The following is a 25328-nucleotide window of genomic DNA, read 5'->3' as shown; positions in this document are numbered from 1 at the left end:
TCTGTAAACTGGCAACACAGTTGGCAAGAATTCATACGTTATCTGATTCCAGCTTGTTGATAGATATGTTGTGATATGTTGAATTGCCAGTTTCCTGCGTGTCTCACTGCAATGCTATCTGGGGGGCGCAGCTCAGATGCAGTATATTTATTAAGATAAAATTGGGGTACAGATGCATCGCCTTCATCACAAAAGCGGCACGCTCCGCTATGGCTCCATTCAATAATAACTAGAGAGTCTATTTGCATAAGCAGTACCGATTGATTTGACATCGCCCCGGTCAAATCTGCAAAGCTGTTACGCGGCAAGGTGGTCTGTTTTGCTGCAACGCGAGCTTCCTTGCCAAGAATCACCCAAGCCTTGCTTATGACACCAAGAGAAAGATAGCGCGACCAAAATCTCTGGCGTTCCTGCCATGCTGGTTCTGCGGTATCTCGCAGAATGCTGAAAAAGTCCTGGAGCTGTGCCGCCACAAGCCAGCGTTCCATGACAGCCAGCGCTGCGGTGGCAGCACCGTGCCACAGGCGGTTGTCCACACGCGGATCTTTGAATTGCCGCAACAAAAAGTCGCGAATGGGCCCTTTATAAATTTCTTCCGTAGGCGTTTTGTTTACAAACGGCAGTAGCAGGGCATTAATGGTTGAGCTTTTGGGGAATAAATGCCGAACAGATTCTTCCCGTTCATACTGCGCGATAAAATTTTGTAGCAGTACGACGTTGTCCGGGGATGCAAGCGCGCGGGACAAAAGACTCTGGGCGCACTCTGCTCCATGACTGACAAATTGACTGACAAACAGTTCCTCTGAAAATAACCGCCGGACGCACGCCTCTCGTAAACCTTGTGTCAGCAGATCGCTGGCAAACAGATCAGGACCATCTGCCGACAGAAGTGCATAATCTTGGCAAGCTTTGTATACATTTTGTACTTTGATGCGTGTAGATGCCGCTAGCGCGCTGTCTACAAGGTGGCAAAGCCACGCAAAGCTGGGGCTACGCATGGGGTATTTTTGCATCAGCACATACCAAAGCAAAATGAGTACGCGCCCCTGCCGCAGTGGGGACAGGCTCTCCAGCCATTGAAAATACTGCACAACAAAATTTGCCGCATCAGCAAGATGCTGTTCCCCGTAATAGAATACCCAAGGTGCCTGCTTCAGTGTCTTAATCGGGAGAGAGGTGAGAGGTCGGCCTTGTAGATGGCAATCCCTGATACTGTCGTACAATTCCTGTAACGACAGGGGGCTGGGGGCCACGCGTTGCACTGCACCAACTCTTTGGGCAAGCACCTGGCATAGGGCAGGAAGCTTGGCAGGCTGTGGTGGCATTGCCAGTGTCAGTGATTCTGGCCTCCAATATCGCAAGCAATCCCTCAGCGACATTACTGTTTACTTCCTTGGGCATCGATTGGCCTTGGTGCTGCCAGAACAAAGCGCAGATCAATCCGTCGATTGGCCTGTCGGCCTTCATCAGATGTATTTTCCCTTACCCCACGTGTTTCACCATATGCACTCACACCAAAAAAATGCTCACCGTTGGCATTTCGCAATGTCTCTAAAAGAGGCTGCTTTTGCATGAGATAGCGAAAGGTTACTAAACTTCTTGCAGCAGAAAGCTGCCAGTTGTCCATGTACTGCGCAGTACGTATGGGTACGTTGTCGGTGTGGCCTTCCACCAGCACAGCCTCTAATCTGCCGGGGGCAGATTTTTTTGATGTGCAAATTTCAGAGGGCTTGTCTTTTGTGCCGCTGTAGCAAGGTAGGTGTTGGGCCAGAATAGCCCCAAGCAGTTGAAGGCTCTCTTCTCCACCAGGAGCGAAGTTGGCTTGCCCGGAAGGGAAAAGTATTTTTTCAGGGACATGCAGCAAGCCTTTGTCCACATCAATCTCGACCTTCAAGCCTTTTTGCATCAGGTCTTGTTTTACGCCTTCCAATAAGCTTTGGCGTATGGACCGCGCATCTGTCAGTTCCTGCTGAATATTTCTGAGAGCGACAATCTCCTTCTTGCTGTCCGCTTCCTTTTGCGCTGCACTGGTGGTTGCCTCGTGCAAATTAATGACAAAGGCCATGAGAGTAATGATGAATATAAATAGCAATGTGGCCATCAAATCACTAACAGAAGCAAGATATCCTTGTTCATCAGAGCGGCTTTCATTTCTGTGCAAAGGATACTGTCGTTGTGACATGTGCTACCTCGCAATTAGCCACGCGCTTTTTCTTGGGTGGAAGCGTTTGTAGTTTCCATATCTTCCCGAATTTCCTGCCATTCTTCCACTGCTTCCTTGAGCCCTCTGACCACACCATGCAGATGTGCTGCTGCTTTTTCCAGATGTTCATCCAGACCGGCGATGTAATCTTTCGTTGATTTGCTGTATGCCCCCAGACCATCTGTCAGAGTAATAAACGTATTTTGCAACGCAGTATCTATATTTTCAAATCGTTCTGCATACCGTTTCCATAATTGCTCTAACGCGTATTGCTGGTTTTTAACCATTTCATAGTGTTCATGCGTAGAAGAAGTGTGTTTATCCAATAAATCTTCCATGTGCTTTTTCTGTGCATCAAGGGCGACCAGGGAATCTTTCCAAGCAGTTAAGAATATTTCAGAGTGCTCTTTGATAGTTTGCATTTGTTGCTCAAAACGCACATCATGCTGTGATTTTTCATCCATGATGACAGAATGGCATGATTTAAATTCTTCTATGGCAGAAGCTGTATACTCTGTTGCAGCCTGAATAGCTCTTTGTGTCTGCGCTGTAGCTTCTTCAAAAACGGAAGTGCTGCTTTCAATGCGTTGGATACATGAGTGCAAAGAGCTATGAACATTGACAAGCTGTTGCAATGTGTCGTTCATTGCCTTGCTCGCTTCCAGTCCCCGCCCTTGAGATTCTTTGTATTCTTCCAGCAAGGGCACCAACGTAGCGTGCATCTCAGCAAAAGCCGCGCTGAAGGCATCCATTTCCTTTCCCGCAGCTGAATGAATTTTGTCTGCCAATTCCTTGGTCAGGCTCGAGATAACTTCTTGTGACTCTGTTGCCCTGTCTGAGCGGAGTGAACAGAGCTCGCTGACCATTCTTTCCATTAATGGCTGCATCTCTTTGGAAAACATACCATTAATTGCATCGCTGATATTTTGTCCAACATGATCCACGAAAACTTGCATTAGATCGCGTTGCTCTTCCTGTAAGGCAAGCTGTTGCCTACTCATGTCTTCTGAAGTAATCAGATGCACGCGCTCATCAAGAGCATTAACAAAGTCTCCAAGGTGTTTTTGTAAATTGCGGACGATGTATTTTTCGCATACTGCAAATATTAATGAGAAAATAAGCCCCACAATAGATGTCATAAAAGCGAGGCCCGCGCCGGATAGGAGCTGGTTGAGTGCAGTGCGTAATTTTTCCGTGTTATCAGCGTCAAAACCGCCGCTTAACCCTGCACTTGCGAGAGAAATGCCCCCAGCAAGGCCGATAAAAGTCCCCAGAATGCCCAGCCCCGTAAGGTAGTTAGGGGTAGCGGTGTAGCCTGCTGCGCTATAGTTGGGAAGAATTATAGTGTCTTCATTAAAGAAAAACGCTGCTGAGTGTGAGTTCCGCACTGGTGTATTATTGTCATTGCTATGCACCAGTGACTCTGTGAATTCAGACCAGTGATGCTTGAAAATATCATTCTGGCAAATGGCGTCGTTGATGCTAGAAAAATTGTATTTAAAAATAAGTTCGTTACGTCGTTTTCTTGCATTGGGGAATTCATTTTCTGCTAGAAATTCAAGCCCGGCAGATGGTGCTTCATTCTCATCTATAAACTCAAGTTTTACGTATTTCGAAGCATATTTGCAGGCCTGCACAATGCAATATCTTTCTCGAAAGATGCGTAATATTTGAATGGTGAAAAATATAAAAGTTCCAAAACAATATATATTCGTAAAATACTGGTGTTGTGTTATCAGCGCAAGTTCATGGAAACAGCTATTAATGTCCACATCTTCCCCCAAGACTAGATATGCATCATGAAATATCGACCATAATAGAATAATAAAAAACCGAACTCGCTAGACAGTCAATCTAAAACAAGTCAATCTCCAATTGGCATTTATCGCGAGATACTGTTCTAAATTGCGCGTATTATAGGCTAAACCTAACAGTCATTCCTTTTGACGGCGTTGCTATCCGGGCAATTGAGCTACCATGTCAATCCGGGCAGAGATTTTCCCCATCACATAGTGGCCGCGCGGGCGTTTTGAGCAGCACACACCCCTGGGGCGCCTTACGTGTTGAAGTTGTCGATCCTGTCTATTTCAGCAGCTATTATTCAGAGATTGATACAGATTGCGCCGAAAAACAACCCACTTCATCTCGGATAGGTTTCATGTCATCAGGCTGATGAATCAGCACTTTTCAGAACTGTGCAAGGCGGTTGATGAAAAACAGCTTGCTCATGGTCGCGGCGGCATGATGCGTCTTTTGCTGACTCGCCGTGATCGGTTAACAGACTCAAAGAAAGAGCGATTGCGAACATACTTTGCAGGCCGGCCGGATATTGAATCACCGTACATATTTTTGCATGACACCGCCGATTTATTGCGTGTGCGGGCGCAAGACATTGATTCTTGTCGCAAATATGTAGCTGAATTATTAGATAAAATTGATCAACTTCGAAAAATGCCCTTCGCGCCGATGCGCACCTTGGGTAAGACGTTGCATAATTGGCGCTAAGAAGTGGCCAGAATGTTCCGGTTTACCCGGAATAACGGCATCACAGAAGGTTTTCACCGCAAAATGAAGTTGATTCAGCGGCGTGCGTACGGCTTTCGTAACTTCAAAAACTACCGCCTGCGCGTACGCGTTTTGTGCTGCTGAGATGGCTGGAGAATTGATCAGAAACCTGTCGGAAAATCTGCCCGTTGAAGGGGCTTGCCGGCTCTACCTCAAAGACGGGGGCATAGCGCCTCGACAAAAAAATGGGCATACCAAGCAAAGCCGGTATGCCCACCAGGGCAGCTTTTATTTTCCGACCAAAGAAAAGAAGAGAAGGCCCTGTGGAAGGATTGTTAATTGGCTTGCGGGATTTTGCAATCGAAAAAGTGGTGAGTCGTACTCCTCCGGTATTTGAGGCCAGATGGACGGGCAAGAATACGTGCCCGCACTGCGGATGCGAAAAACTGCGCATCAAGGACTCATTCTGGCGTACGATCCGTAATATTTCCATTCATGGAAGGGCGTCGAGCCTGTTGATTCGCTGCCACAAATACCGATGCGAAAGCTGCGGTAGATATTTTAACACCCGTCTTGCAGGCATAAAAGTGTGGAGCAGAACAACAGAGCTGCTCAAGCGCAACATTTTTCAGGCCTACAATAAAGGGGTTTCTTGCAAGGACATCGCCGACGAGCACCGCATCGGCGTGGCCAGCGTGGAGCGCTACTACCATCAGATGATGCAGCATAAGAGCAGCCACTGGGCAAACCGTACATGCCCGCGCATTCTGGGCATTGATGAGCATAGATTTACGCGCAGACAAGGCTTTGCAACCACCTTTTGCGACTTGGCCCGCCGCAGGGTCTTTGATGTGGTTAAAGGGCGCAGCGCAGCCGATATGCGCGATTTTTTGCAATCGTTGCAAGGCCGCCACAAAGTTAAAATGGTCTGTATTGATATGAATTCTGCGTATCGGCGACTTGTGCGGGAATGGTTTCCCAATGCGCGCATTGTTGCGGACAGATTTCATGTGATCAGGCTGGTGAATCAGCACTTTTCAGAACTGTGCAAGGCAATTGATGAAAAACAACTTGCCTATGGACGCGGCGGCATGATGCGTCTTTTACTAACTCGCAGAGATCGATTAACAGACTCAAAGAAAGAGCGATTACGAGCATACTTTGCTGACAGGCCGGACATTGAATCACTGTACGAATTTTTGCATGAAACAGCGGATTTACTGCGTGTGCGGGCGCAAAGTGTCGATTCGTGTCGCAGATATGTAGCTGAATTGTTAGATAAAATTGAGCAACTTCGAAAAACTAGCTTCGCGCCGTTGCGCACCTTGAGCAAGACGTTGCATAATTGGCGGGAAGAAGTGGCCCGAATGTTCCGGTTTACCCGGAATAACGGCATCACAGACGGTTTTCACCGCAAAATGAAGTTGATCCAGCGGCGTGCGTATGGCTTTCGCAACTTCGAAAACTACCGCCTGCGTGTGCGCGTTTTGTGCTGCTGAAATGGCTGTGGAATTGATCAGAAACCTGTCGGAAAAACTGCCCATTGAAGGGGCTTGCCCCCGTCTTTGGTGTAGAGCCGAAAAAAGGCAAGAAAAAAGGTTCGCGGCGTAACCGCGAACCTGAATTTTCTGGTGGGCCATCAGGGACTCGAACCCCGAACCAACTGATTAAGAGTCAGCTGCTCTACCAATTGAGCTAATGACCCGCATTGCGTGAAGAGGTGTTTACGCAAATGGAGGCTGAGTGTCAAGCGTATATAAAAAAAATTCTACAATTCTTTTTTGCGGTAAATAGTTAGATGCAGGAATGGAAAAGGCTTGGCGTCAAAATATCCGCATTTGAGGGGCCTTTTTTGAAATTTAACGTCTTTGGCCATTTCTCAACGCAGCGCTTCGCTAAAAATTATCGCCGGTACAAAATGAGCAGCAGGCACAGCCGAGTAGACAACTGACTCAGGGGCTTGACGAATTGCCACACCTTGCGCTACAAAGCCACTCACGCCACGCACTTGCAACAGACTTGCAAGGTGTTGGCCTGTCTGCCGGGATGGTGGAATTGGTAGACGCAGCGGACTCAAAATCCGCCGAGGGCAACCTCTTGCGAGTTCAAGTCTCGCTCCCGGTACCAAGTAATAATCTCACGAAGCCCCATAAAGCCTAAAAAGCCTTGTGGGGCTTCACTTTTTTGCCTGTTTGATGTTTCAGGTAGTATCAGCAAGCCCGTTGACGTATCGCAAAAACGGGGGCAACTATGGGGGCATATTTTTACTTGCCCCCACACCATATCAGGAGTTGCCCCCAATGAGCCTAACAGACGCAGCCATAAGGGCCGCAAAGCCCGGCGACAAGACAATCAAACTTTTTGACTCTCTGGGCTTATATCTAGAAATTTCCCCAAACGGGGGCCGATGGTGGAGATTGAAATACCGCCATGCAAATAAAGAGCGCAGAATTAGTCTTGGCGTGTATCCCACTATTGGCCTGCGTGAGGCCCGCAAACGCCGGGACGAAGCTAAAGAGCTACTGGCGCAGGGCATTGACCCAAGCGCCCACAGGCAAGCGGAAAAAGAGGCTGTGAAGCGCCAACAAGAGGCAGCCGAACAGACCTTTAAAGCCGTGGCCTTGCAGTGGTGGGCAAGCTATGGCCCTACACTTGCCGACCGCACACGCGACCGCACACAACGCTATTTAGATCAAGACCTACTTCCCGCCTTGGGTGATAAGCCCGTGGCAAGCATTATGCCAGCCGACCTACTAGCCGTAGCAGCCCCGGCAGAAAAAAGAGGGGCTTCAAACACTGCCCACAAATTAATGAGCATTAGCAGCCATGTAATGCGACACGCATATCTACGCGGTCTGATACCTATCAATGTGGCCGCTGGACTGCGTGGAGCGTTGCGCCCGCTCAAACATACGCCAAGGCCCGCCATTATTGAAAAGATCGAGCTTGGCCGCTTGCTACGCGATATTTGGGCCTATGAGGGGCATCCGAGTGTACAGTGGTATCTACGGATACTGCCCTACCTTGCGACTAGGCCCGGTGAATTGCGGCTTGCTCGCTGGTGCGAGTTTGACTTTTCGGAAAACATGTGGCGGGTGCCAGCGGGCCGCATGAAGATGCGCCGGGCTTGGAATGTTCCTCTTGCCGGGCAGATGGTAAAAATGCTCCGAGAGCTAGAGAAATTCTCCGGCGGCTCCGATGATAACTATCTTTTCCCGTCAGTGCGCTCAAGATCGGCAGTTATCACTGACGTGGCCGGACTTGCCGCCCTGCGCTCTTTAGGATGGGAGCAAAAAACTGTTTGCCTGCACGGCTGGAGATCGACCTTTTCAACGCTGGCCAACGAAAGCGGGCAGTGGAGGCCCGATGTGGTGGAGAGTTGCCTTGCTCATGCTGACCGCGACAGTGTTCGCCGCGTTTATAATCGCGCCACCTTTTGGGAAGAACGCCGGGCCTTGATGCAGTGGTGGGCAGACCATTTAGACGCGCTCAAGGAGGCTGACCCGACCAATTAAAACACCCATTCACATGAACGCAAAAAGCCCCTTCCAAGCTGATTTGGAGGGGTTTTTTAGTGTCAAAAAAATATATGTAAAATCAATATGTTACATTATAGGCTCATAAAACCTTCAAAAGTCAAAAAAAGTGTCAACCCCCCTTAGTGCTTGCCTAACCCCCCTTGGGGCTTGATTTTCGTGCATACCCCCAATTTTGCGAAGTATGATGATGGAAACTTCTTAAGAGAGAGGATTTCGTTATGGTACTCGACACAAACAAGCCTTCTATCGTTTCCGGTGGTGGTCTGGTTCGCGCTCGCGAAGGTGCCGCAATTCTGCGTGTTAGCCGTGCAACTTTTTGGCGCTACGTCAAGCTGGGCCTGCTGCCCCGTGGCATTCGGCTTACTGCCCGGTGTACGGTTTGGCGCATGGCAGACCTTGATGCCCTTGTTTCCCGGCAGGCCGAAAAGAACAGCGAGGTGGCCTAGCATGGGCGACCAGAAACGAAAAAACCCCCAGGCTTGGCGGCGGTGGGGGCAAGAAGGAAAACAAGGTGAAGCTACTCTACACTGCCCCCCTGCCAAGAGTCAACTGCGACACTGCGCCGACTGCGCTCATTTTGAGTACAGTTTCAACCGCGCCCGCTGTCTGCTGCTGAAACGTGCCAAGACGCCGTTATTCCCTGCCTGCCTTAAATTTGAGGAGGTGGAGAATGACTAGCTTAGACCCCTGCGCCCCAGATTATGTCGATGCGATTGCTAGGGAGCGAGCGAAGATTCTCGCCGCTTGCCCGGCAAAGGATGAACAGCCGGAACCAGCCGTGGCCCCCTATCCGCTCCTAAGCGTTAAGGAATTCTGCGCCATACCGCAGCAGCACGACATTGTGAAAGGCATGCTTCCTTCGGTTGGTGTCGGTTATGCTTTTGGGGCAAGCACAGCAGCCAAGACTTTTTTTATAATTGACCTTGCTGTGCATGTTTGCCGGGGGCAGGCATGGCGCAATCTTTCTACCAAGCAAACCCCAGTATGCCTTTTTTTCCTTGAAGGAATTTCAGGTGGAGCACGGCGACTTCAAGCCTATGAAACCTTCCACGGCATAAAAATACCTGAAAACTTCAAAATAGGCATACAGCCAACAACTTTTTACAAGGATGAAGATGTTGAAGCCTTGCGGGCCGCTATACCTATGAATGGCCTCGTGATTGTAGATACACAGAGCCGCGTAGCTGCTGAATTGGATGAGAACAGCGCAAGGGATATGAACCTTTTTATAGAACAATGCTACAGGATTGCGATTGATCGGCAATGCTGCATCTGCTTAATCCATCATACAGGTAAAAATAGTGATCGTGGCATTCGTGGTGCATCCTCGCAATTTGCAAATGCAGATTTTTGCATTGAAGTGTTGCGTAGTGGACAACACCGAAAGGCTACTGTGCGAAAGTCAAAAGATGGGGGCCTTGAGGGGGCAGAATTCCCCTTCCGCTTGGCGGTGGTTGACCTTGGGGAGGATGAAGACGGCGACCGGATAACCAGTTGCGTTGCGTTGCCTGATGGGGAAGCCGTGCAGGATGAAAAACCCTTGGCGGACAACCAGCGTTACACACTAGATAGCCTTTGCGCTGCCCTTGAAGCGGCGGGGGCGGATTCTGTCCATTTGGAAGATTGGCGACCGATTTTTTATGCCGGACATACAGCGAGCAAGCCGGACACGAAGTGCCGAGCCTTTGACCGTGGCAGGAAAGAGCTGGTCAATCGTGGACTAATTTTTGTAACTAATGATTATTACAGCACAAAGGAGTTAGCCGGACACGGACAAATGCCGGACATAGGCCGGACGTGTCTTGCTTCCCAAAGCACCAAACAGACGGACGGACACGGACAGGGGTCTTTAGACCCTGTCCATCTGTCCGGCTTAGGTGATGGGGGGCTGTCCCATGAATAGCATTCTGGATTTTCTTCCTGCTGGGCAAATGAAACAAAAGACCGCCCATGAATGGTGCGGCCCCTGCCTTAGTTGTGGTGGCAATGATCGTTTTACTGTTTGGCCCGGCAGGCCGCGCGGTGGCGCTTACCTTTGCCGGGGATGCAGTTCTCAGGGTGACGGCATCCAGTTCATGCGCGACTTTATGGGCCTGAGCTATGCCGAAGCCTGCGCAGCCCTTGGGATTGAGCCGAAGCGCACCACCACAAGCTCTTTCCCTGCCCGGCGTGTACATGCCCGAACACACCCGGCACACCCGGTACAAATGGCCCCTGTACCGCCAGCACCAGCCGAATTGCCCGGCAAGGAATGGATGGCCAGCGCCGCCGCGTTCCTTGATGATTGCCAGCGTGGGCTTGATTGTATCCCCGCCGCAGTGGTTGAGCTTTGCCTTCATCGGGGCATTACCCTCGACAGTGCCGCCGCTCATGGTTTGGGCTGGAACGCCAGCGACAGATACGTTCCTCGCGCTGCCTGGGGCCTGCCTGACGGCAAGGACAAGGACGGCAACCCGCTTACAAAGCTGCTACTGCCCGCCGGGCTGGTTATCGCAACCCGCCGCCGTGCTGGTGTCGTGGGGCTTACGGTGCGCTGTCTTGATGAAGATCGGCAGACCAAAGGCCGCGCCAAGTATCGGCAAATTTCCGGCTCTGCAAATGTGCCATTTGTCGCTGGATGTGCCGGGCTTCCCCTCATACTGCTGGAAAGCGCATTGGATGCCGCCTTGGCCGTGCAGGAAGGTAAAGAGCAAATAGCCGCTCTGGCCTTTATGGGGTCAACCAAGCCCGCCGATGCCGACACAGATCAATTTATCAAGCAAGCCCCGTTGCTGCTGGCCGCGCCTGATCGTGATGATGCGGGTGAAAAGGCGTGGGCGCGGTGGTCTGCCACCTATCCCCATGCCCATTTTGCTCCTGTTCTGCACGGCAAAGATTTGACCGAACAGCACGCCGCCGCCCATGCGTGGCCCCTCGACTACAGCATACCCACCACAGGCGAATGGCTGACGGCTGTTCTATCTGCAATACCCACAAAAATGGCCCACACTGGCCCTATGAGCCACGAAAGCACGCAACACGACCAATGCGCCACGTCCGGCATGAAGGAGGCCGCATAATGACGATTCTTGTTGATTCCAGAGAACAACGGCCATTCAATTTTGAGCATGAGCGGTATGACGTGCAGATACAGCCGGGGACATTGATCACCGGCGATTATTCCTTGCGCGGCTTGGAAGATAAAGTTGCCGTAGAGCGAAAATCATTGCCTGACCTTGTGCAATGCCTTGGGCGTGAGCGTGAGCGATTTGAAAGGGAACTCTTGCGGGGAGCCGCCCTTGATGCCTTCGCCGTTGTTGTTGAGGGCTCATGGTCAGACCTCGCAAACGGCAATTTCCGCAGTCAGCTTAACCCGCATGCCGCTTGTCAAAGCACATTGGCCTTCATGGCCCGCTACCGGGTGCCATTCCTTTTTGCAGGGAGCAGGCCCGCAGCAGAGTACAGCGTGTGGGGATTCTTACGACAGTACCTTGAGGGCGCACGCAAGCGGTGGGCAAGCATTGTAAAGGCGCATGGCGAAGGCGAAGCCGCTTAACACTCAACTTTTCATGGAGAAATATCATGGCATATGGTGACAAAGAAAACTATTGCGAGATTTATGAAACCTCTACCGATTTCGTTGGCCGCGAGGTTGAGCGCGTTGTGTCGAGGTGGCGGGCCCCCGGTGGCCTAGAGCCCTCACTTCCTGCACTGGAACGGCAGACCGAAAAGTTAGGCCGCTCGCTGGGCAAAAACCTGCAATGCCGCGTTGTTGAACGCTAACCGATAAGGAGAAAGACTATGACAAAATTCGACAAAAAACCCGGCGCCACCTCTTTTGCAGAAACGGCGATAGACCAGCTTGGTGCCTCTCAAGATAACGCGCTTATGAGCAGCCTATCCAGCAACTTTGCAGAGCGGAGGCAGCGGCGGGAAGCCGAGGCACAAGCCCGGCAGGAAATGGCAGCACAAGCGCAGCCTCATGCCCGCGCTAAAGGCAAGATAAATTGGGCCGCACGCTTGAACATGTCGCCGGAACTTCGCGCCTTGCAGCCGGAGTAGATTATGGATGTAAAAAATGTTGATGCCTGTGAAATCACGAAAAAACAGGATGTTGCGCGTGATGCTCAAGGCAAGTGGAAACGGGGTGTAAGCGGAAATCCTGCTGGCCGCACGCCGGGGCCCGCTACAAGCGTTCTGCGCACTCTACGGGCATGGTGTGAAAGTGTGGGGCTACCTAAATTGATGGAGCAGGCAGAGGCCGGGGACGGGGACGCACTACGGGCCCTGATAGCCCTGGGCATTCCACGGCAAAAACCCGTAAGCCTTCCTGTTGCCCTGCCCGGTGGCCCTGATGGCGTGCTGGCCGCGCTTGAGGCTGGCGAAATTGCGCCAGATGAAGCCAAGACCGTGATGGCGGTGCATCTTGATCGTGTGCGGATAAAAGAGATCGAAGAACTAGAGCAACGGCTTGCAGCCCTAGAACGGGCCGTGCAGGAAAAAGGGAGCGACAGGTGAGCAAAGCACTACTTACCCGACTGTTAGCACTGGAGGAACGCCATGAAGGGCAGGAACCGCCCCGGCCTGCAATTGTGGCAATTCGTGGCATTTCCGGCACAATAAGCGCGAGCGTACCGGGCCAAACAGAGCCGGAATTTTTTACCGATGAGGCCGAGCTTGAGGCCCGCGCCGATGAGCTAGGATTAAAGTGCATCTGCGTGGCGGTGATCAACGGCAGGAAGGATGCAGCCGTGCAGCAGGCGTAGGCAATAAGGTGCTGTACATATGGCCGGGTGGTGAAAACTGCCCGGCTTTTTCTTTTTCTGCCCGGCAGGAAATAAGGCTTGGGCTCATCTACGCCCGCCTGTTCTATAAAAAAACACCACATGGCACAAACTGGCCCACATTCGCCGCCTGACACACAAAGGCCGCGCTTGTGACACATAGGCCGGATTGCAAAATATACAGCTTTAGAATCGAAATATGAGCGACACATGCCGTAGAGATACCATCTGGATGCCGGGCATATGGGCAACAATGTTATCGTCATCAGTAGTGACGCTATTCCTAATGACACCCTTGGGGGGGGGCTGGACAGAATAGCCCCCCTACCAGATCAATAACAGCAAAAAGCGCGCGCCCCCCTTTAGGGATAACAAGGAATCACAACGGATGTGACCCCCCTTAAAATCGTTGGTCTGAATAATTACACCTAGTTACGCCCTTCATGCACACATGCAACCATGCTTTAAATTCTTGGTCTGAATAATTACAGGCGGTTACAGGGTGGCGCAACTTGCACCACCTTTAGGAGGCCGTGGAAAGATAAACCTGTCCAACTTGAACAGGTTTCTACTGGTGGCGGAGTGTGCAGGCTGGTGGGGAGGGAAGATAAAGTGGCGCAACTTGCGCCAGTTTCTTTAGGAGGCCGTGGCAATAAGTCCGGCGAGCGCGAAGCCGCCCGCCAACTTGGCCTTGACCGTGACGATGTTCGCCGCGCCATAAAGGTGGCCTCCATCACCCCAGAAGCCCAACAGGCCGCGCATGAAGTGGGCAACCGATGGACAACCAAAAGCAAGCAATTGCTGGCATTTGCTAGCCGTTGGGTGCAATTGGTGGGCATCTGGTGGGCATCTGGTGGACAAGCCTTCATCCTGCCCGGCAAAATTGTTTCACAGAAAATGGCGTGACACGCTGCGCATGTTTCGTGCCACAATAATTTTTTGTGCGCAGGGCTGTTTTGTGAAACGCTGATAATCATTGAATATTTGTTTTTGGGCCATGTCCCATAAGGGGTAATATGTAAACTTTGATAGATTTAATTAGACGATTATAGATTTTAATAGTTGACAATGAACGATAGGTCAACTAGATTTTTCCAAAAGGAGGAAGACAGTGACACCATTAACCGAAAGCGAAAAGGCGCAGCGCCCCCTTGATCTTCTGGAGGCTGCGGAGTTCCTAAAGGTTGGACGCTCCACCATGTTGAAACTCCTCACAAGCGGAGAGGTCAAAGCAAAGAAGGTGGGCCGTCAATGGCGCGTTACAATCGCCGCGCTTAACGAGTACTTGGAAAAGGCAGACAACTAAAGCAGCCCGGCAGGGAAATGGCAGTTCCCAACCGGGCCTAACCCACAATCTGCAAAGGAGATTGAAGGCTATGCAAACCATACCCACCACCGCCAGCAATGGCAATCCCACAAGCGAAAACGTCCATGAACAGCTTCTTTCCCTGCTGGGCGAACTGACCGACAAACTTACCCCCGCCCCGGCCCCCAAGCCCGAAAAGGTGAAGGTGGGGCAGATAGAATGCCTTGCCCCATTTACAGAGCTTAGAGAGGCGATAGACCAGCACATGAAAGCCGTCATTGCCGATGCCAAAGAGTTTGAAAGCGAAGTGAGAAAGACCGTGCGGGCATATCCACCTTGCGAAAGTGAACGCGCTTGGGAAACTGTTTTTAAGCGCGGCATAAACCAGCTTCACAACATGGTAGACGTGCTGCTCTGGCACACTGGCACAATTCAGCAGCAAGCGTTTCACCTCGCTCAACTGGTGGTGCTGGCCGCAGAAGGTGACGATGATCTGCTTTACCCCTTGAGGTATGGCGTAAACAAGGAAGGGGGAAGCCATGAATAGCACCCCCTTGACCAACCATGACCACGTTGATGCAATCTCGCTGTCTGAATCCATTGAACTCATGGCGCGTGGATTGCGGGAAACCTACCTCGACCACGGCTTAAAGTCTGGTGACGAAACCGCCGAACAGTCATTACTTGCCGGGCTGAATCTCATGGCCCATGCCGCGCACACCTTGGGCAATTATGTGGAGCAATGCCAGAATGAGCTTGAGCGGGCCGTGGCAGCACAGAAACCCGGCAAAGGGGGAAGCCATGAATAGTGGCCAGATCAGGGAAGCCGTGGAAGCTATCCAGTGGCAGTCCGATGGATTGCTCCAAGTCCTGTACAATGCCGTAGGGCTGGAAGATGACAAGCTGCGCACACTATCCGCAGGCCTAAGCCTGATTGCTCTGGCAGCCGGACAAGTCCACGAGGCGCTTGCACCAGAGAATAGCCCACAGTAGCCGCCTGACGGCCTGAAACGAAAATCCCGACTCAGTATATGGGCCGGGATTTTTTGTGGCCTTATATGCGCGGCGGTGGCGGCATTATCCCTTGCCGGGCAGAAGTGAGAGTGCTACAACTTGGGCTAGCAGAACGCCACGGGCTTTTCTTTCCTGCCCGGAGCACGATACCCCCGCCCGTTGCCCACTGAATAAAAAAGGGGGCAACTTTGGGGGCAACTTTTTTATATGAAAAAAATTTACACTTATATTTATGAGTGTTACGCCTAATAAATGATACCCGCTCCCGGTACCAAGTTAAATCAAGGGTTTGTGAAGATGGCTCAAGGCCGCTCACAAACCCTTTTTTGCGTTCTGTTGCCGTTTTTCGGGCTCTACACCAAAGACGGGGGGGCTGCTATCCCGACGTGCAGGCTCTGCCCGATTCCTGCCCAATGCGACCCCCCAAAAGGCGCATAAACAGAGAAGCCGACCCTGTTTAGCTGAGTCGGCTTCTCTGTCATAATAGTTTCAGTATCCACTAATCTTGTCAAAATCGACCTTGCGCATGTTTTTCATCAGTACAGCCAAACGTACACGATTGACCAATGCGGCCTTTGCCATGGCACAAGCCTTGACGCAGGGCACGTCCATCGCCAGCTCGTGCAGTTTGCCCTGTCTGCCCAATTCACCCAGTCTGCCCAGCTCACGTAGCCCGCGAAGCCGCACATCTTACAGAATATACTGGCTCAAATCCTGGTCATCGCGCACATCTTGCAGATGTTCTTCCACATAGGCCTTGTTTACCACTATCTGCGCACCGGGCATTTCTGGCGCGTCAAACGAGATATCGGCCAGAATTTTTTCCATAATGGTATAGAGCCGCCGCGCGCCGATATTTTCGGTGCGGGTATTGGTGTCTTCTGCAAAGGCCGCAATTTCTTCCAGGCCGTCATCGGTAAAGCTCAGACGAATCTGCTCTGTGGCAAGCAGGGCTTCGTACTGCTTTGTCAACGCGTTATCCGGCTCTTTGAGAATGCGCAAAAATTCTTCCTTGCCCAGGGGCTGCAATTCCACCCGCAGGGGAAACCGGCCCTGCAATTCGGGAATCATGTCCGAGGGCTTGCTGAAGTGGAACGCCCCCGCCGCGATAAACAGAATATGGTCGGTGCGGATCATGCCGTACTTGGTGTTGACCGCGCTGCCCTCCACAATGGGCAGCAGATCGCGCTGCACGCCCTCGCGTGAAATGTCCGATGTACGGTTTTGCGAAGAACTGGCGATCTTGTCGATTTCGTCAATAAAGATGATGCCTGTCTGCTCCACACGTTCGCGGGCCTTGTCCACCAGGGCTTCCTGATCCACCAGCCTGCCCGATTCTTCCTGTACAAGCACGGCAAAGGCGTTGCGCACCTTCATTTTGCGGCGGGTATGCTTGGGCGGAAAGGCCTTGCTGAACATGTCCTTCACCTGGCCGCCCATCTGCTCCATGCCGGGGATGGCAAAAATATCCACGCTGCCGCCGCCCTGCTCTGTAACTTCCACTTCCACTTCGCGGTCATCCAGAAAGCCCAGGCGAAACTGCTGCAACAGCTTTTCTCGCGTAGAGGCGCGGTCTTCAGATCCAAACGAACTGGGTAGCAGCAGATCCATCAGGCGCGATTCTGCGGCAGCCTCGGCGGCCTTGCGCACGCGGGCGTTTTCCTCGTCGCGCACAAGGTTGATGCCAATTTCCATGAGGTCGCGCACCATGGATTCCACATCGCGCCCCACATAGCCCACCTCGGTAAACTTGGTGGCCTCCACCTTTACAAAGGGCGCGCCAGAAAGTTTGGCCAGACGGCGGGCAATTTCTGTCTTGCCCACGCCGGTGGGGCCCATCATTATGATGTTTTTGGGCGAAACTTCATCGCGCAGTTCTTCTGCAAGGTGCTGACGCCGCCAGCGGTTGCGCACCGCCACCGCCACCATGCGCTTGGCCTGTTCCTGCCCCACAACAAATTTATCAAGTTCGGCTACTATGCCGCGTGGTGTCAAAGTGCTCATCAATTGCTCCTGCTGTAGACACATTCTTGTTTAAATATAGGCACTGCCGAGCATATGGCAATGGAATGAACGCTGATTTTATCCGCGCGCAGGCTGCCACAGGCTGCCCTTGCGAAGAATGTGCCCCAAAGGTACAATGAAAAAGTAGTTACGGAAATCACCGCCGTGATCTTCGTTAATAATAACTATTGACAATAAAGCCTTGATGACACAGAATCCAAGAACCCTGAAACAATAAGGAGTTTCCTATGGATACAGTTACTTTCAAAGGCAATGTCATGCACCTCGAAGGCTCCCAGCCTGCCGTAGGCGGCAAGGCCCCTGAATTTACGCTGACCGCCAATGATATGAGCCCCCGCAGCCTGAAAGACTACGCTGGCAAGGTACTGGTGCTGGTGTGCGTTCCCTCGCTGGATACACCCGTGTGCGACATGGAAGTGCGCCGCTTCAATACAGAAGCCGCAGCCCAGTCTGACAAGGTGCGCATCGTGGCCGTAAGCCGCGATCTGCCCTTTGCCCAAGCCCGCTGGTGCGGCGCTGCTGGCGTAACCGCTGTTGAAACTCTCTCCGACTACCGCACAGCATCCTTTGCCAAAACCTACGGCGTTCTGATCAAGGAACTGGATCTGCTGGCCCGCGCCATCTTTGTGGTCGGCCCCGACGGAACCCTGGCCTACAGCCAGCTGGTGACCGAAGTGACCCACGAGCCCGACTATGCTGCCGCCCTTGAAGCCGTGAAAAAGCTGGCGTAACAGCCCCCCTGCTCCCGCAAAGCCAAAACGCCTTCCCCGCAGTGGGGAAGGCGTTTTTTTGTATTTGAGCGTCAATAAAGTGCTGCGCGGTGCTTTAGGTGTAGTGACCATCAGGTTGATGAACGCGGTTGGGGTTCCGCGCACCTCTGGCACAAAGTCACAAACAGGTATAAGGTAACGATTCAAATCCTTCGTTGTGGAGAGTGCATGCCAAAAGAACTCACGCCCAAAGAAGAATTGCAGGTCCTGTTCGGCTGTGTCGGCGTTTCCCTGCTCTGCCTTTGGCTATCTGGTAAAACCGAAGGCACTTGGCACACAGTTCTGTACTGGGGTGCTCTCCTATTTGCGCTGGCGGCAATTTGGGCGCTGTTCGGCTATGTCAAAAGCTGCTTCAGGCGCGCTGAAGAATACGACAACCGCACCAAAACACGAAGAGACGGCACACGCTACCACCCGGAAACTGGGGAAGTATTTGAAAGTTCACGGTCAAACCGTTTCAACCAGTGGGAAGACACTCTCACCCCGCTGTGGAAAGGCGAGTTTGAAGCCACGTTCAGCTATGTGAGCAGCAAGCAGGAGCGCACGCGCCGCGCGGTCAAGGTCACTTCCATAGAAAAGGACTACAAGGACGCCCTGTACTTTCGGGGATTCTGCCAGTTGCGCAACGAGGTACGCACCTTTGCCCTTGACCGCATCAAGACCAAGCTGACCATTGACGGCAAGAAATATGATTTGTGGGAATATGTGGACGGGAAGATTAGTCCTGACGGTTCACAGCTGGCATCATAAGAGTTTGTGACGCTACGAGCACTCATTCCTCGAGGGGCACAATGCCTGACTCTCCGCCACCAATTTTATACAAATACATGTCCTCTGCCCGCATTGGGTTCTTCGATACCCCCCAATTGCGTTTTACTCCCCCGGCAGAGTTCAATGACGATTTTGAATGTATTTTAAAAACTACTGGGCTTTGTGAGCCCGCCTATATGCGTGATCGTCTTCTTGAGCAAATCAAGGATGATAGCACACTAAAAAAACATCTTTGCGATCAGCTTGTTGAACTCAGTGGTTCCCCGAGAAGTATTTTTGAAGATTTTCTAACTCCACAAATTCTTTCCATGCTAAGAAATGAATATCAAAGGGACCTTCAAGACAGCGCCACGCTCCTTGCAAACTGGCTTGCAACAGATTTGTCCGCAAAAAAACTGCTACAACTGCACGAATCAGCTCAAAATAAGGCTAATATGGGCGTTTTATGCCTGACGCCTGACAAAAACAATCCTGCAATGTGGGGGAATTACACACCAAATTTTCAGGGACACCCTCTCAGGGGGTTTGTTGTTGGTTTTGATACTAGCAACCCATTCTTTGATCGAAGGTTGGTTCCATATGATCCTTTCCGCCACCTTGTCCCCGTTCAATACCCCAAGCAGCGACATCAAAGATATCTTTCCGATTATGATGATATGGATAATGGAAGAAAGGCACTGGCCGAAGATATCTACTACACAAAGCACCATAAGTGGGAAGCTGAAAACGAATGGAGAATGGTAATCTCGATTGCGGAAGATCCAAACGCTAAAATCCTTGGGCTTGAAGATATTCCTGTTGAAATGATCAAAGAAGTATATTTGGCTTCTCGCTCGGATGATGTACTTGGCGAAGCTGCTAAAAATTTTTGCAGCAAACATGAGATTCCTCTATTCAAGATGATACCGAATAAGCTTGAGGAAAGCTTCGAACCTATGCAAATATTATAGTTGGCTGAGCATTCAGATTTCTCCACTATAGCCTAGCGCAGCACCCCCAAAAAAAATGCTCAGGAGAACCTACCACAACGCCGCAGCACTTCGGGCCATGCCCATTCTGGCAACCGCCCTGCAAAACATGCAGGTAGAACTGCCCACTCAATTGCCCTTGAAGCTGTAAAAAACTGGTTTAGCCCTGCCTGTTTCCCACACGCAAAACCGCCTTCCTCGAAATACGGGGAAGGCGGTTTTTTTATTTCATCACAGCCTTGGTAGCGGCAGTTATCAACGCATGTTACCCCCGCCGGTGTTCGCGTGTCTGCACCACAAGCAGGCTCAGGGCAAACCAGCAGCAGGCCACAAGAATAATGGTGGCCCCGCTGGCCGTGGCCAGCCATTCCTGCGCCGAAAGCGCAAGCCCCACAAAGGCGGACGAAGTACCCACCAGCAGCGCCCACCAGAACATTCCCCCGGCAGAGCGGGCAAGGTTGCGGGCTGTTGCGGCAGGCACGATCAGCATGGCCGTAACCAGCAGCACGCCCACCGCCCACACAGAAAACATCACCACCAGGGCCAGCAGCCCAGCAAAGGCGTATTGCCACAGGGCCACGCGCACGCCATGCACCCGCGCCATAACGGGGTTGAGGGCAATGTACATCAGCCGGTTGTAGCCAACCACCTGAAAAACCAGCAGGGCGACAAACAGCAGGGCCAAAAAGCCTATTTCTCCATCGGTGATGGTAAGAATATCGCCGTACAAAAAGCGCTGCATGTCCCTGCCCACGCCCTCGGCGCGGCTGACCACCGCAAGGCCAAAGGCCACCACGGCAGAAAAAACAATGCCAATGACTGTATCTGACGAGAGATCGCTTTTACGCCGCACGGCCATAATGGCCAGCCCCACCAGAATGCCAAACAGGGGCATGGCAAGGCGGGGCGGCACGGCCAGAATGAGCCCAAGGGCAACACCGGCAAAGGCCGAATGGCCGATGGCGTCCGAAAAAAAGGCCATGCGAAAATTGATCACCTCAACGCCCAGCACAGAGGCCATGGGAGCCAGCAGCAGCACTCCCAGCAGGGCCTGCTGCATGAAACGCATTTGCAGGCAATCGAGCGGAATCATGGAGATAAGCGTGTACACGGGTGCAAGATCAGGCACGTGAACCTCCCTGATCGGGTGCAGTGCCGCCACTGAGGCCAGCTTGCCGTACTGCCTGGCGGGCGGCCAGGCGGGCTGCCTCGCGCCGCTCGATGGACGAATAATTGGGCAGCAGCCCCTCTGCCTCGCTCACCACGCCGCATTGGGGGCAGCCGGGGTCTTCAGGGTCGCACTGGTCGGGGTACAGATGGATAGGTACGCCAAAAAGCTCCATGAGCGTGGACGAAACAAGTGTGGCGCGGGGCGCGCCCATGGCGCACACGGTCTTGTTGAGGCAGATCACATGGGTGGCATAGTGCGCCACCAGGGGCAGATTGTGGCTAACCATAATCTGCGTAAAGCCCCGCTCGCGGCGGGCCTCGTCCAGCAGCTCCCAAAACAGCCTCTCGCCGCGCACGTCAACACCCGCCGCAGGCTCATCCAGAACCAGCAGTTCCGGGTTGCGCCCAAGGGCGGCAGCCAGCAGCACGCGCCGCAATTCGCCGCCAGAGAGGTCGCCCATGCGGCTCTGCGCCAGATGTTCAGCCTTGACCAGCTGCAAAAGTTGCCGTCCCTCTGCGCGCGCAAAGGGGCGCAGGCCCAGCCACAGGGGGTGGCGCTGGCAGCTCAGGGCCATAAATTCGCTCACACGCAGGGGCAGGCTGCGGTCCATGCTCAAATGCTGCGGCACATAGGCCACGTGCGGCTGCCGTTCTGTGCCAGCAAACTCAATGCGCCCCGTAAACGGCAATTCGCCAATAAGACACAGCAGCAAGGTGGTTTTGCCTGCCCCGTTGGGGCCTACAATAACCGTGCTGCCGCCTGCGGGCGCAGTGGCGCAGATACCATCAAGAATAAGATTGCCCCCCCGGCTGAGGCATACATTCTCAAAGCAGACCGAGGGGGCAGGCAGAATATTATTTGCCAAGGTATTTCTCAAGAATAGCACAATTGTGGGTCATGACGGTTTCGTAATAATCAAGGGGCGCGTTGGCAGGCCCGGAAGCCAGCGAATCAAGCTGCACCGCAGGAACCCCCGTTTCTGTCGAAAGCGCGCGCACGGGCTTATCCGAATACTGAGGCTCCCCAATGAGCACAACAGGCTTTGATTCCTTGATCTTTTTTACAAGATCAAGCAGACGGGCGGCAGAAGGCTGCGCCTCCTCGTCCTCCTGAATCACGTCCACAAGGTTCAGACCGGCATCGCGTACAAGGTAGGCCATGCCATCGTGCAGGGCCACCACGTTCTTGTTGGCGGCATTGGCCCCCACAAGGGCCAGACGCTTGCCCACGGCCTCAAGCTTTGCGGCGTAGACTTCCGCAGCTTCGGGGCAGTTTTTTGCGGCTACAGGTTCAGCAGCAGCCAGGCCACGGCCAATGTTGCGGGCCATTATTGCCGCCTGCATGGGGCTGGCAAATGCGTGCGGATTCAGGCCGCCGTGGTCGTGGCCGTTGTCGTGAGCATGTTCATGGCCGTGGTCATGGGCATGATCGTGCCCCTTGGCCGCTGCGGCATGGTCATGTCCGGCGTTGTTGGCCTTGTCAGCGCTGCCGTGCCCGTCATGCTGCCCCTCATGCTGACTGGCATGCTGGTCTTCATCGTGATCTTCAGCAATGGTGTTCACGCCAGCGCTGCTGTCGATAACCGTAATTTTGCCAGCGGCGGCAAGAGGCTTTTGCAAAAAGGCCTCCAGACCCAGCCCGTTGATAACCACAATGCGGGCCTTGGCGAGCTTTTGCATGTCCTTGGGGGTCAGGGCATAATCGTGCGGGCAGCCGGTCTGGGCGGGGATAAGCAGATCAACCTGCACATCGGGGCTCGATTGGGTTACGGCACGGGTTATGAGGTAAACAGGGTAGGTTGTGGCAAGCACGCGCACCTTGGGCTCGGCGGCAGATGCCCCTGCAACCGCAAAAAAGGTCGCCAGCAGGGCGCAGGCCAGCAGCAGGGCATATTGTTTGCCTTTGCAGAACAATGCAGAAATACAGTTGCACATGATATTGACTCCTGTTTCTGAAGTGCAATGCCCCAATAAGACTCACTTGCGGGCGTGTCAAGGCTGGCCGCCATTGCCAGACAAAGGCTACTTGTGCTGTGGAACCCAGTGTTTGATAAATCTGCCCTCTTCAATATCAAAATAGGCCTGCATGAGTTCTTCTTCCGTATTCATGACAATGGGGCCGCCCCAGGCCACGGGCTCGCGCAATGGAGCGCCCGAAACCAGCACAAACCGGCACTCGGCATCGCCGCCTTCAAATGACACGGCATCGCCCTCGCCCAACAGATAGGCGTGGCGGGCCAAGATGGGCTCGCGCCCCTCAAGCAAAAAGCAGTCGCCCGCGTAAACATAGACAAAAACCGTGTGCGCGGGGTCTGCCTCCATCTGCCAGCGCGCGCCGGGCTTGAGGCGCACATCCAGAAAGCGCACATCCACATAATCGCCCTGGGCCGCGCCGTTCACATCCTTGTATCTGCCCGCCACCACAGCCACGGTGGCACCGTCTTCTGCCACATGCGGAACCATGGGCGCGGTAATGTCGCGGTACTTGGGATCAACCATCTTGTGTTTTGCAGGCAGATTGATCCACAGCTGCAAACCCAGCATGCGCGGCGATGCCAGCGGCATTTCCTGATGCAGAATGCCGCCGCCAGCGGTCATCCACTGGCAGTCGCCATCGCGGATAACTCCCTCGTTGCCAAGGCTGTCCTTGTGTTCGATGGCCCCGTTCACGAGGTAGGTGAATGTTTCAATGCCCCGGTGCGGATGCGTGGGAAAGCCCTTGGTATAGTCGTCGGGATTTGTCGAATCAAAGGCATCAAGCATAAGAAAGGGATCAAAAGTCTTGACCGTGGGCGAGCCCAGCACGCGCACAAGCCGCACGCCCGCGCCGTCAATTGTGGGCTTGCCGGTAACGTCCTGAATGATGGTCCGTAAAGGCATACTGACCTCCCATGGATGCGCCGTACTGCCGTGTACGGCCTGCAATCCGCTTGATTTTTTCACAGTGCATCGTATGCTGCCAGCCTGTTGTGCGCCAAGGCGCACGCACGCAGCAGCACAGGAGAAAACGTGCAAAAAATATTTTTCAGCCTTGTGCTGCTTGCCCTCTGCGCCAGCCAGACCAGCACGCCTGCCCTGGCCCAAGCGCCAGCGGCTGAAAGCCCTGCCCGGCAGGAAGCCCCTGCGCAGCCAGAAAAACAGCAGCCAGAAAACATGCCGCCGCAAACCGTAACGTCACAAGCCCCGCAGGCCGATCAGCAGCAAGACCCTGCCAGCACGGGGACAGGCAGCACGGGCACGGGCAGCACGGGCAGCGCCGAGGGGCAAGCCACATCTGGCCCGCAGCAAAATTCACCCACAGCAACAGAACCCGCTGCCGCCAGTGCCAAACGCACCCTGCCGCCTCTGCGCGAGCTTATCACATCCCCTTTTGGCAACCGGCGCATGCCTGGCTGGCTCAGCAGGCGCGGTCTTACCATGCGCGACCATGCGGGCATTGATATCCGCGCCAGAATGGGCTGGCCCATCACGGCCTTCAAACCCGGCACGGTTATCCGCGCGGGCGAAAACGGAGCCTTGGGCATTTCTGTCGATATCAAGCAGGATGACGGCATGACAGCCCGCTATGGGCACATGTCAAAAACAGTGGCAAAAAGCGGCCAACGTGTCGAGGCGGGCGAGCCTGTCGGGCTTGTGGGCTGCACCGGCAGAACCACGGGCGCGCATCTGCATTTTGGCCTGCTCGATGCCTCTGGCAAGTCCGTTGACCCCATGCCCTTTCTGCATTCGGCAGATGAAGTGCTGCGGCCAGCACCAGAAGATATTCCGCCGGTGCTTGAAGCCCAGTCGTGCGGGCCCGTGCAGCGCGGCCCCAATGGCCGCCCGGTTCACCTTGGCGAAATGCTCAAAAAAATGGACAGCTACACGCCGCCGCCCATTCCCAAATGGAACGAGCGCCCATGAGGTTATAACCCTAGCGCGATTTCTGAACCGGCTGCGCCGCGCCGGGCCCGGATTTTTCGGGCTTGCCGGGCTTGTCGGGCTTGCCCAATTTGCCAGCCTTCTTGGCTGCCGCAGGCCACAGGGCCGCAGTCAGCACAAGCTGCCCCACCACAAGCACGGGGTCGCGGTCAAAAAGCCCCGCGCCCACAACCAGCGCCGCCCCAAGCAGGGCACAACGCAGCCCGCGCAGACTTGCACGGTAAATACCCAGCACTTGCAGAACCACGCCCAGGCACAGCAGCCCTGCAAATATCAGGGCCGAAATCCATTGCCCCTCAAGATATATGAACGTGCCGGGCAACGCAGACAGATGATCTGCCTGCGCCGCCGCAGCAAGGGCAACAACCGTCAA

Annotated in this window: 27 protein-coding genes, 2 tRNA genes and 2 pseudogenes; 21 read left to right on the top strand and 10 right to left on the bottom strand. The window is 53.4% G+C overall.

What is annotated here, in order from left to right; translation table 11 throughout:
- Positions 1-38: 38 nt before the first annotated feature.
- Genes ACE3NW_RS07650 through zorA form a run of 3 tightly spaced genes read right to left on the bottom strand, consistent with a single transcriptional unit; the run spans position 39 to position 3975 of the window.
- Positions 39-1379: an EH signature domain-containing protein gene (locus ACE3NW_RS07650; RefSeq protein WP_374282049.1), complete on the bottom strand. Its 1341-nt coding sequence runs from the start codon at positions 1377-1379 to the stop codon at positions 39-41.
- Positions 1379-2182, bottom strand: a complete 804-nt coding sequence (locus tag ACE3NW_RS07645) for a flagellar motor protein MotB (protein ID WP_374282047.1) — start codon at positions 2180-2182, stop codon at positions 1379-1381. The genes ACE3NW_RS07650 and ACE3NW_RS07645 overlap by 1 nt, the downstream gene beginning before the upstream one ends.
- A 14-nt stretch (positions 2183-2196) precedes the next feature.
- The gene (gene zorA, locus ACE3NW_RS07640) at positions 2197-3975 is read right to left on the bottom strand and encodes an anti-phage ZorAB system protein ZorA (protein WP_374282045.1); all 1779 of its coding nucleotides are present in this window, start codon (positions 3973-3975) and stop codon (positions 2197-2199) included.
- A gap of 346 nt (positions 3976-4321) precedes the next feature.
- Between zorA and ACE3NW_RS07635 the strand changes: the two are divergent.
- A pseudogene (locus tag ACE3NW_RS07635) lies at positions 4322-4852 on the top strand (transposase).
- A 125-nt stretch (positions 4853-4977) separates the two neighbouring features.
- Complete coding sequence (locus ACE3NW_RS07630) at positions 4978-6207, top strand: ISL3 family transposase (protein WP_374282043.1); 1230 nt, start codon at positions 4978-4980, stop codon at positions 6205-6207.
- Between the two features lie 130 nt (positions 6208-6337).
- Here the strand turns inward: ACE3NW_RS07630 and ACE3NW_RS07625 are convergent.
- Positions 6338-6413, bottom strand: a tRNA-Lys gene (locus tag ACE3NW_RS07625).
- A gap of 335 nt (positions 6414-6748) precedes the next feature.
- On the opposite strand from ACE3NW_RS07625, the gene ACE3NW_RS07620 reads away from it, so the two are divergent.
- The 15 genes and pseudogenes from ACE3NW_RS07620 (at position 6749) to ACE3NW_RS07550 (ending at position 15125) form a co-directional block, all read left to right on the top strand.
- Positions 6749-6835, top strand: a tRNA-Leu gene (locus ACE3NW_RS07620).
- A 173-nt stretch (positions 6836-7008) separates the two neighbouring features.
- Positions 7009-8223, top strand: coding sequence for a tyrosine-type recombinase/integrase (locus ACE3NW_RS07615; protein WP_374282041.1), 1215 nt, complete (start codon positions 7009-7011; stop codon positions 8221-8223).
- A 242-nt stretch (positions 8224-8465) separates the two neighbouring features.
- Positions 8466-8693 (top strand): helix-turn-helix transcriptional regulator, encoded by a 228-nt coding sequence (locus ACE3NW_RS07610; protein WP_374282039.1) that lies wholly within the window; start codon positions 8466-8468, stop codon positions 8691-8693.
- 224 nt (positions 8694-8917) lie between these two features.
- Positions 8918-10150: an AAA family ATPase gene (locus ACE3NW_RS07605; RefSeq protein WP_374282037.1), complete on the top strand. Its 1233-nt coding sequence runs from the start codon at positions 8918-8920 to the stop codon at positions 10148-10150.
- A pseudogene (locus tag ACE3NW_RS07600) lies at positions 10128-10304 on the top strand (hypothetical protein); the annotation flags it as partial. The gene ACE3NW_RS07605 and the pseudogene ACE3NW_RS07600, both read left to right, overlap by 23 nt.
- Positions 10305-10322: 18 nt before the next feature.
- Positions 10323-11306, top strand: a complete 984-nt coding sequence (locus tag ACE3NW_RS07595; protein WP_374282089.1) for a hypothetical protein — start codon at positions 10323-10325, stop codon at positions 11304-11306.
- Positions 11306-11782, top strand: coding sequence for an ERCC4 domain-containing protein (locus ACE3NW_RS07590; RefSeq protein WP_374282035.1), 477 nt, complete (start codon positions 11306-11308; stop codon positions 11780-11782). The genes ACE3NW_RS07595 and ACE3NW_RS07590 overlap by 1 nt, the downstream gene beginning before the upstream one ends.
- 26 nt (positions 11783-11808) lie before the next feature.
- Positions 11809-12009 (top strand): hypothetical protein, encoded by a 201-nt coding sequence (locus ACE3NW_RS07585; protein ID WP_374282033.1) that lies wholly within the window; start codon positions 11809-11811, stop codon positions 12007-12009.
- Between the two features lie 18 nt (positions 12010-12027).
- Entirely contained in the window at positions 12028-12288 is a 261-nt protein-coding gene (locus ACE3NW_RS07580) for a hypothetical protein (RefSeq protein ID WP_374282031.1), read from the top strand.
- Positions 12289-12453: 165 nt separating this feature from the next.
- Positions 12454-12744, top strand: coding sequence for a hypothetical protein (locus ACE3NW_RS07575; RefSeq protein ID WP_374282029.1), 291 nt, complete (start codon positions 12454-12456; stop codon positions 12742-12744).
- Positions 12741-12992 (top strand): hypothetical protein, encoded by a 252-nt coding sequence (locus ACE3NW_RS07570; protein WP_374282027.1) that lies wholly within the window; start codon positions 12741-12743, stop codon positions 12990-12992. Before ACE3NW_RS07575 ends, ACE3NW_RS07570 begins: the two co-directional genes overlap by 4 nt.
- Positions 12993-13622: 630 nt before the next feature.
- Positions 13623-13916, top strand: a complete 294-nt coding sequence (locus ACE3NW_RS07565) for a hypothetical protein (RefSeq protein WP_374282025.1) — start codon at positions 13623-13625, stop codon at positions 13914-13916.
- Positions 13917-14121: 205 nt separating this feature from the next.
- Positions 14122-14316: a helix-turn-helix domain-containing protein gene (locus ACE3NW_RS07560; protein ID WP_240825707.1), complete on the top strand. Its 195-nt coding sequence runs from the start codon at positions 14122-14124 to the stop codon at positions 14314-14316.
- A 70-nt stretch (positions 14317-14386) separates the two neighbouring features.
- Entirely contained in the window at positions 14387-14863 is a 477-nt protein-coding gene (locus ACE3NW_RS07555) for a hypothetical protein (protein WP_374282022.1), read from the top strand.
- On the top strand, positions 14856-15125 hold the full coding sequence (locus tag ACE3NW_RS07550; protein ID WP_374282020.1) for a hypothetical protein: 270 nt from the start codon (positions 14856-14858) through the stop codon (positions 15123-15125). Before ACE3NW_RS07555 ends, ACE3NW_RS07550 begins: the two co-directional genes overlap by 8 nt.
- 895 nt (positions 15126-16020) lie before the next feature.
- Here the strand turns inward: ACE3NW_RS07550 and hslU are convergent.
- Positions 16021-17334 carry an ATP-dependent protease ATPase subunit HslU gene (gene hslU / locus ACE3NW_RS07545; protein WP_374282018.1) on the bottom strand — a complete coding sequence of 438 codons (1314 nt, stop codon included), beginning with the start codon at positions 17332-17334 and terminating at the stop codon, positions 16021-16023.
- Positions 17335-17582: 248 nt separating this feature from the next.
- Between hslU and tpx the strand changes: the two genes are divergently transcribed.
- The 3 genes from tpx to ACE3NW_RS07530 all read left to right on the top strand — a co-directional run bounded on the left by tpx (position 17583) and on the right by ACE3NW_RS07530 (position 19846).
- Positions 17583-18086 carry a thiol peroxidase gene (gene tpx, locus ACE3NW_RS07540; protein WP_374282016.1) on the top strand — a complete coding sequence of 168 codons (504 nt, stop codon included), beginning with the start codon at positions 17583-17585 and terminating at the stop codon, positions 18084-18086.
- Positions 18087-18293: 207 nt separating this feature from the next.
- The gene (locus tag ACE3NW_RS07535) at positions 18294-18875 is read left to right on the top strand and encodes a WYL domain-containing protein (RefSeq protein WP_374282014.1); all 582 of its coding nucleotides are present in this window, start codon (positions 18294-18296) and stop codon (positions 18873-18875) included.
- 41 nt (positions 18876-18916) lie between these two features.
- On the top strand, positions 18917-19846 hold the full coding sequence (locus tag ACE3NW_RS07530; RefSeq protein ID WP_374282012.1) for a DUF2971 domain-containing protein: 930 nt from the start codon (positions 18917-18919) through the stop codon (positions 19844-19846).
- A gap of 283 nt (positions 19847-20129) precedes the next feature.
- Here ACE3NW_RS07530 and ACE3NW_RS07525 read toward each other — a convergent pair whose 3' ends face one another.
- From ACE3NW_RS07525 to ACE3NW_RS07510, 4 genes are all read right to left on the bottom strand, one after another.
- The gene (locus tag ACE3NW_RS07525; protein WP_374282010.1) at positions 20130-20993 is read right to left on the bottom strand and encodes a metal ABC transporter permease; all 864 of its coding nucleotides are present in this window, start codon (positions 20991-20993) and stop codon (positions 20130-20132) included.
- Positions 20986-21900: a metal ABC transporter ATP-binding protein gene (locus ACE3NW_RS07520; RefSeq protein WP_374282008.1), complete on the bottom strand. Its 915-nt coding sequence runs from the start codon at positions 21898-21900 to the stop codon at positions 20986-20988. Before ACE3NW_RS07520 ends, ACE3NW_RS07525 begins: the two co-directional genes overlap by 8 nt.
- Positions 21890-22969 (bottom strand): metal ABC transporter substrate-binding protein, encoded by a 1080-nt coding sequence (locus tag ACE3NW_RS07515; protein WP_374282006.1) that lies wholly within the window; start codon positions 22967-22969, stop codon positions 21890-21892. Before ACE3NW_RS07515 ends, ACE3NW_RS07520 begins: the two co-directional genes overlap by 11 nt.
- Before the next feature lie 87 nt (positions 22970-23056).
- Positions 23057-23914: a pirin family protein gene (locus ACE3NW_RS07510; RefSeq protein WP_374282004.1), complete on the bottom strand. Its 858-nt coding sequence runs from the start codon at positions 23912-23914 to the stop codon at positions 23057-23059.
- Positions 23915-24043: 129 nt separating this feature from the next.
- Here ACE3NW_RS07510 and ACE3NW_RS07505 point away from each other — a divergent pair, with 129 nt between their 5' ends.
- Positions 24044-24937 (top strand): M23 family metallopeptidase, encoded by an 894-nt coding sequence (locus tag ACE3NW_RS07505; protein WP_374282003.1) that lies wholly within the window; start codon positions 24044-24046, stop codon positions 24935-24937.
- Positions 24938-24947: 10 nt separating this feature from the next.
- On the opposite strand, the gene ACE3NW_RS07500 is transcribed toward ACE3NW_RS07505, so the two are convergent.
- Complete coding sequence (locus tag ACE3NW_RS07500; protein ID WP_374282001.1) at positions 24948-25328, bottom strand: hypothetical protein; 381 nt, start codon at positions 25326-25328, stop codon at positions 24948-24950.

This window comes from Desulfovibrio sp. (assembly GCF_041907885.1).
In the GTDB taxonomy this organism is placed as follows: domain Bacteria; phylum Desulfobacterota; class Desulfovibrionia; order Desulfovibrionales; family Desulfovibrionaceae; genus Desulfovibrio.
This window is presented reverse-complemented; position numbering and strand designations above follow the sequence as displayed.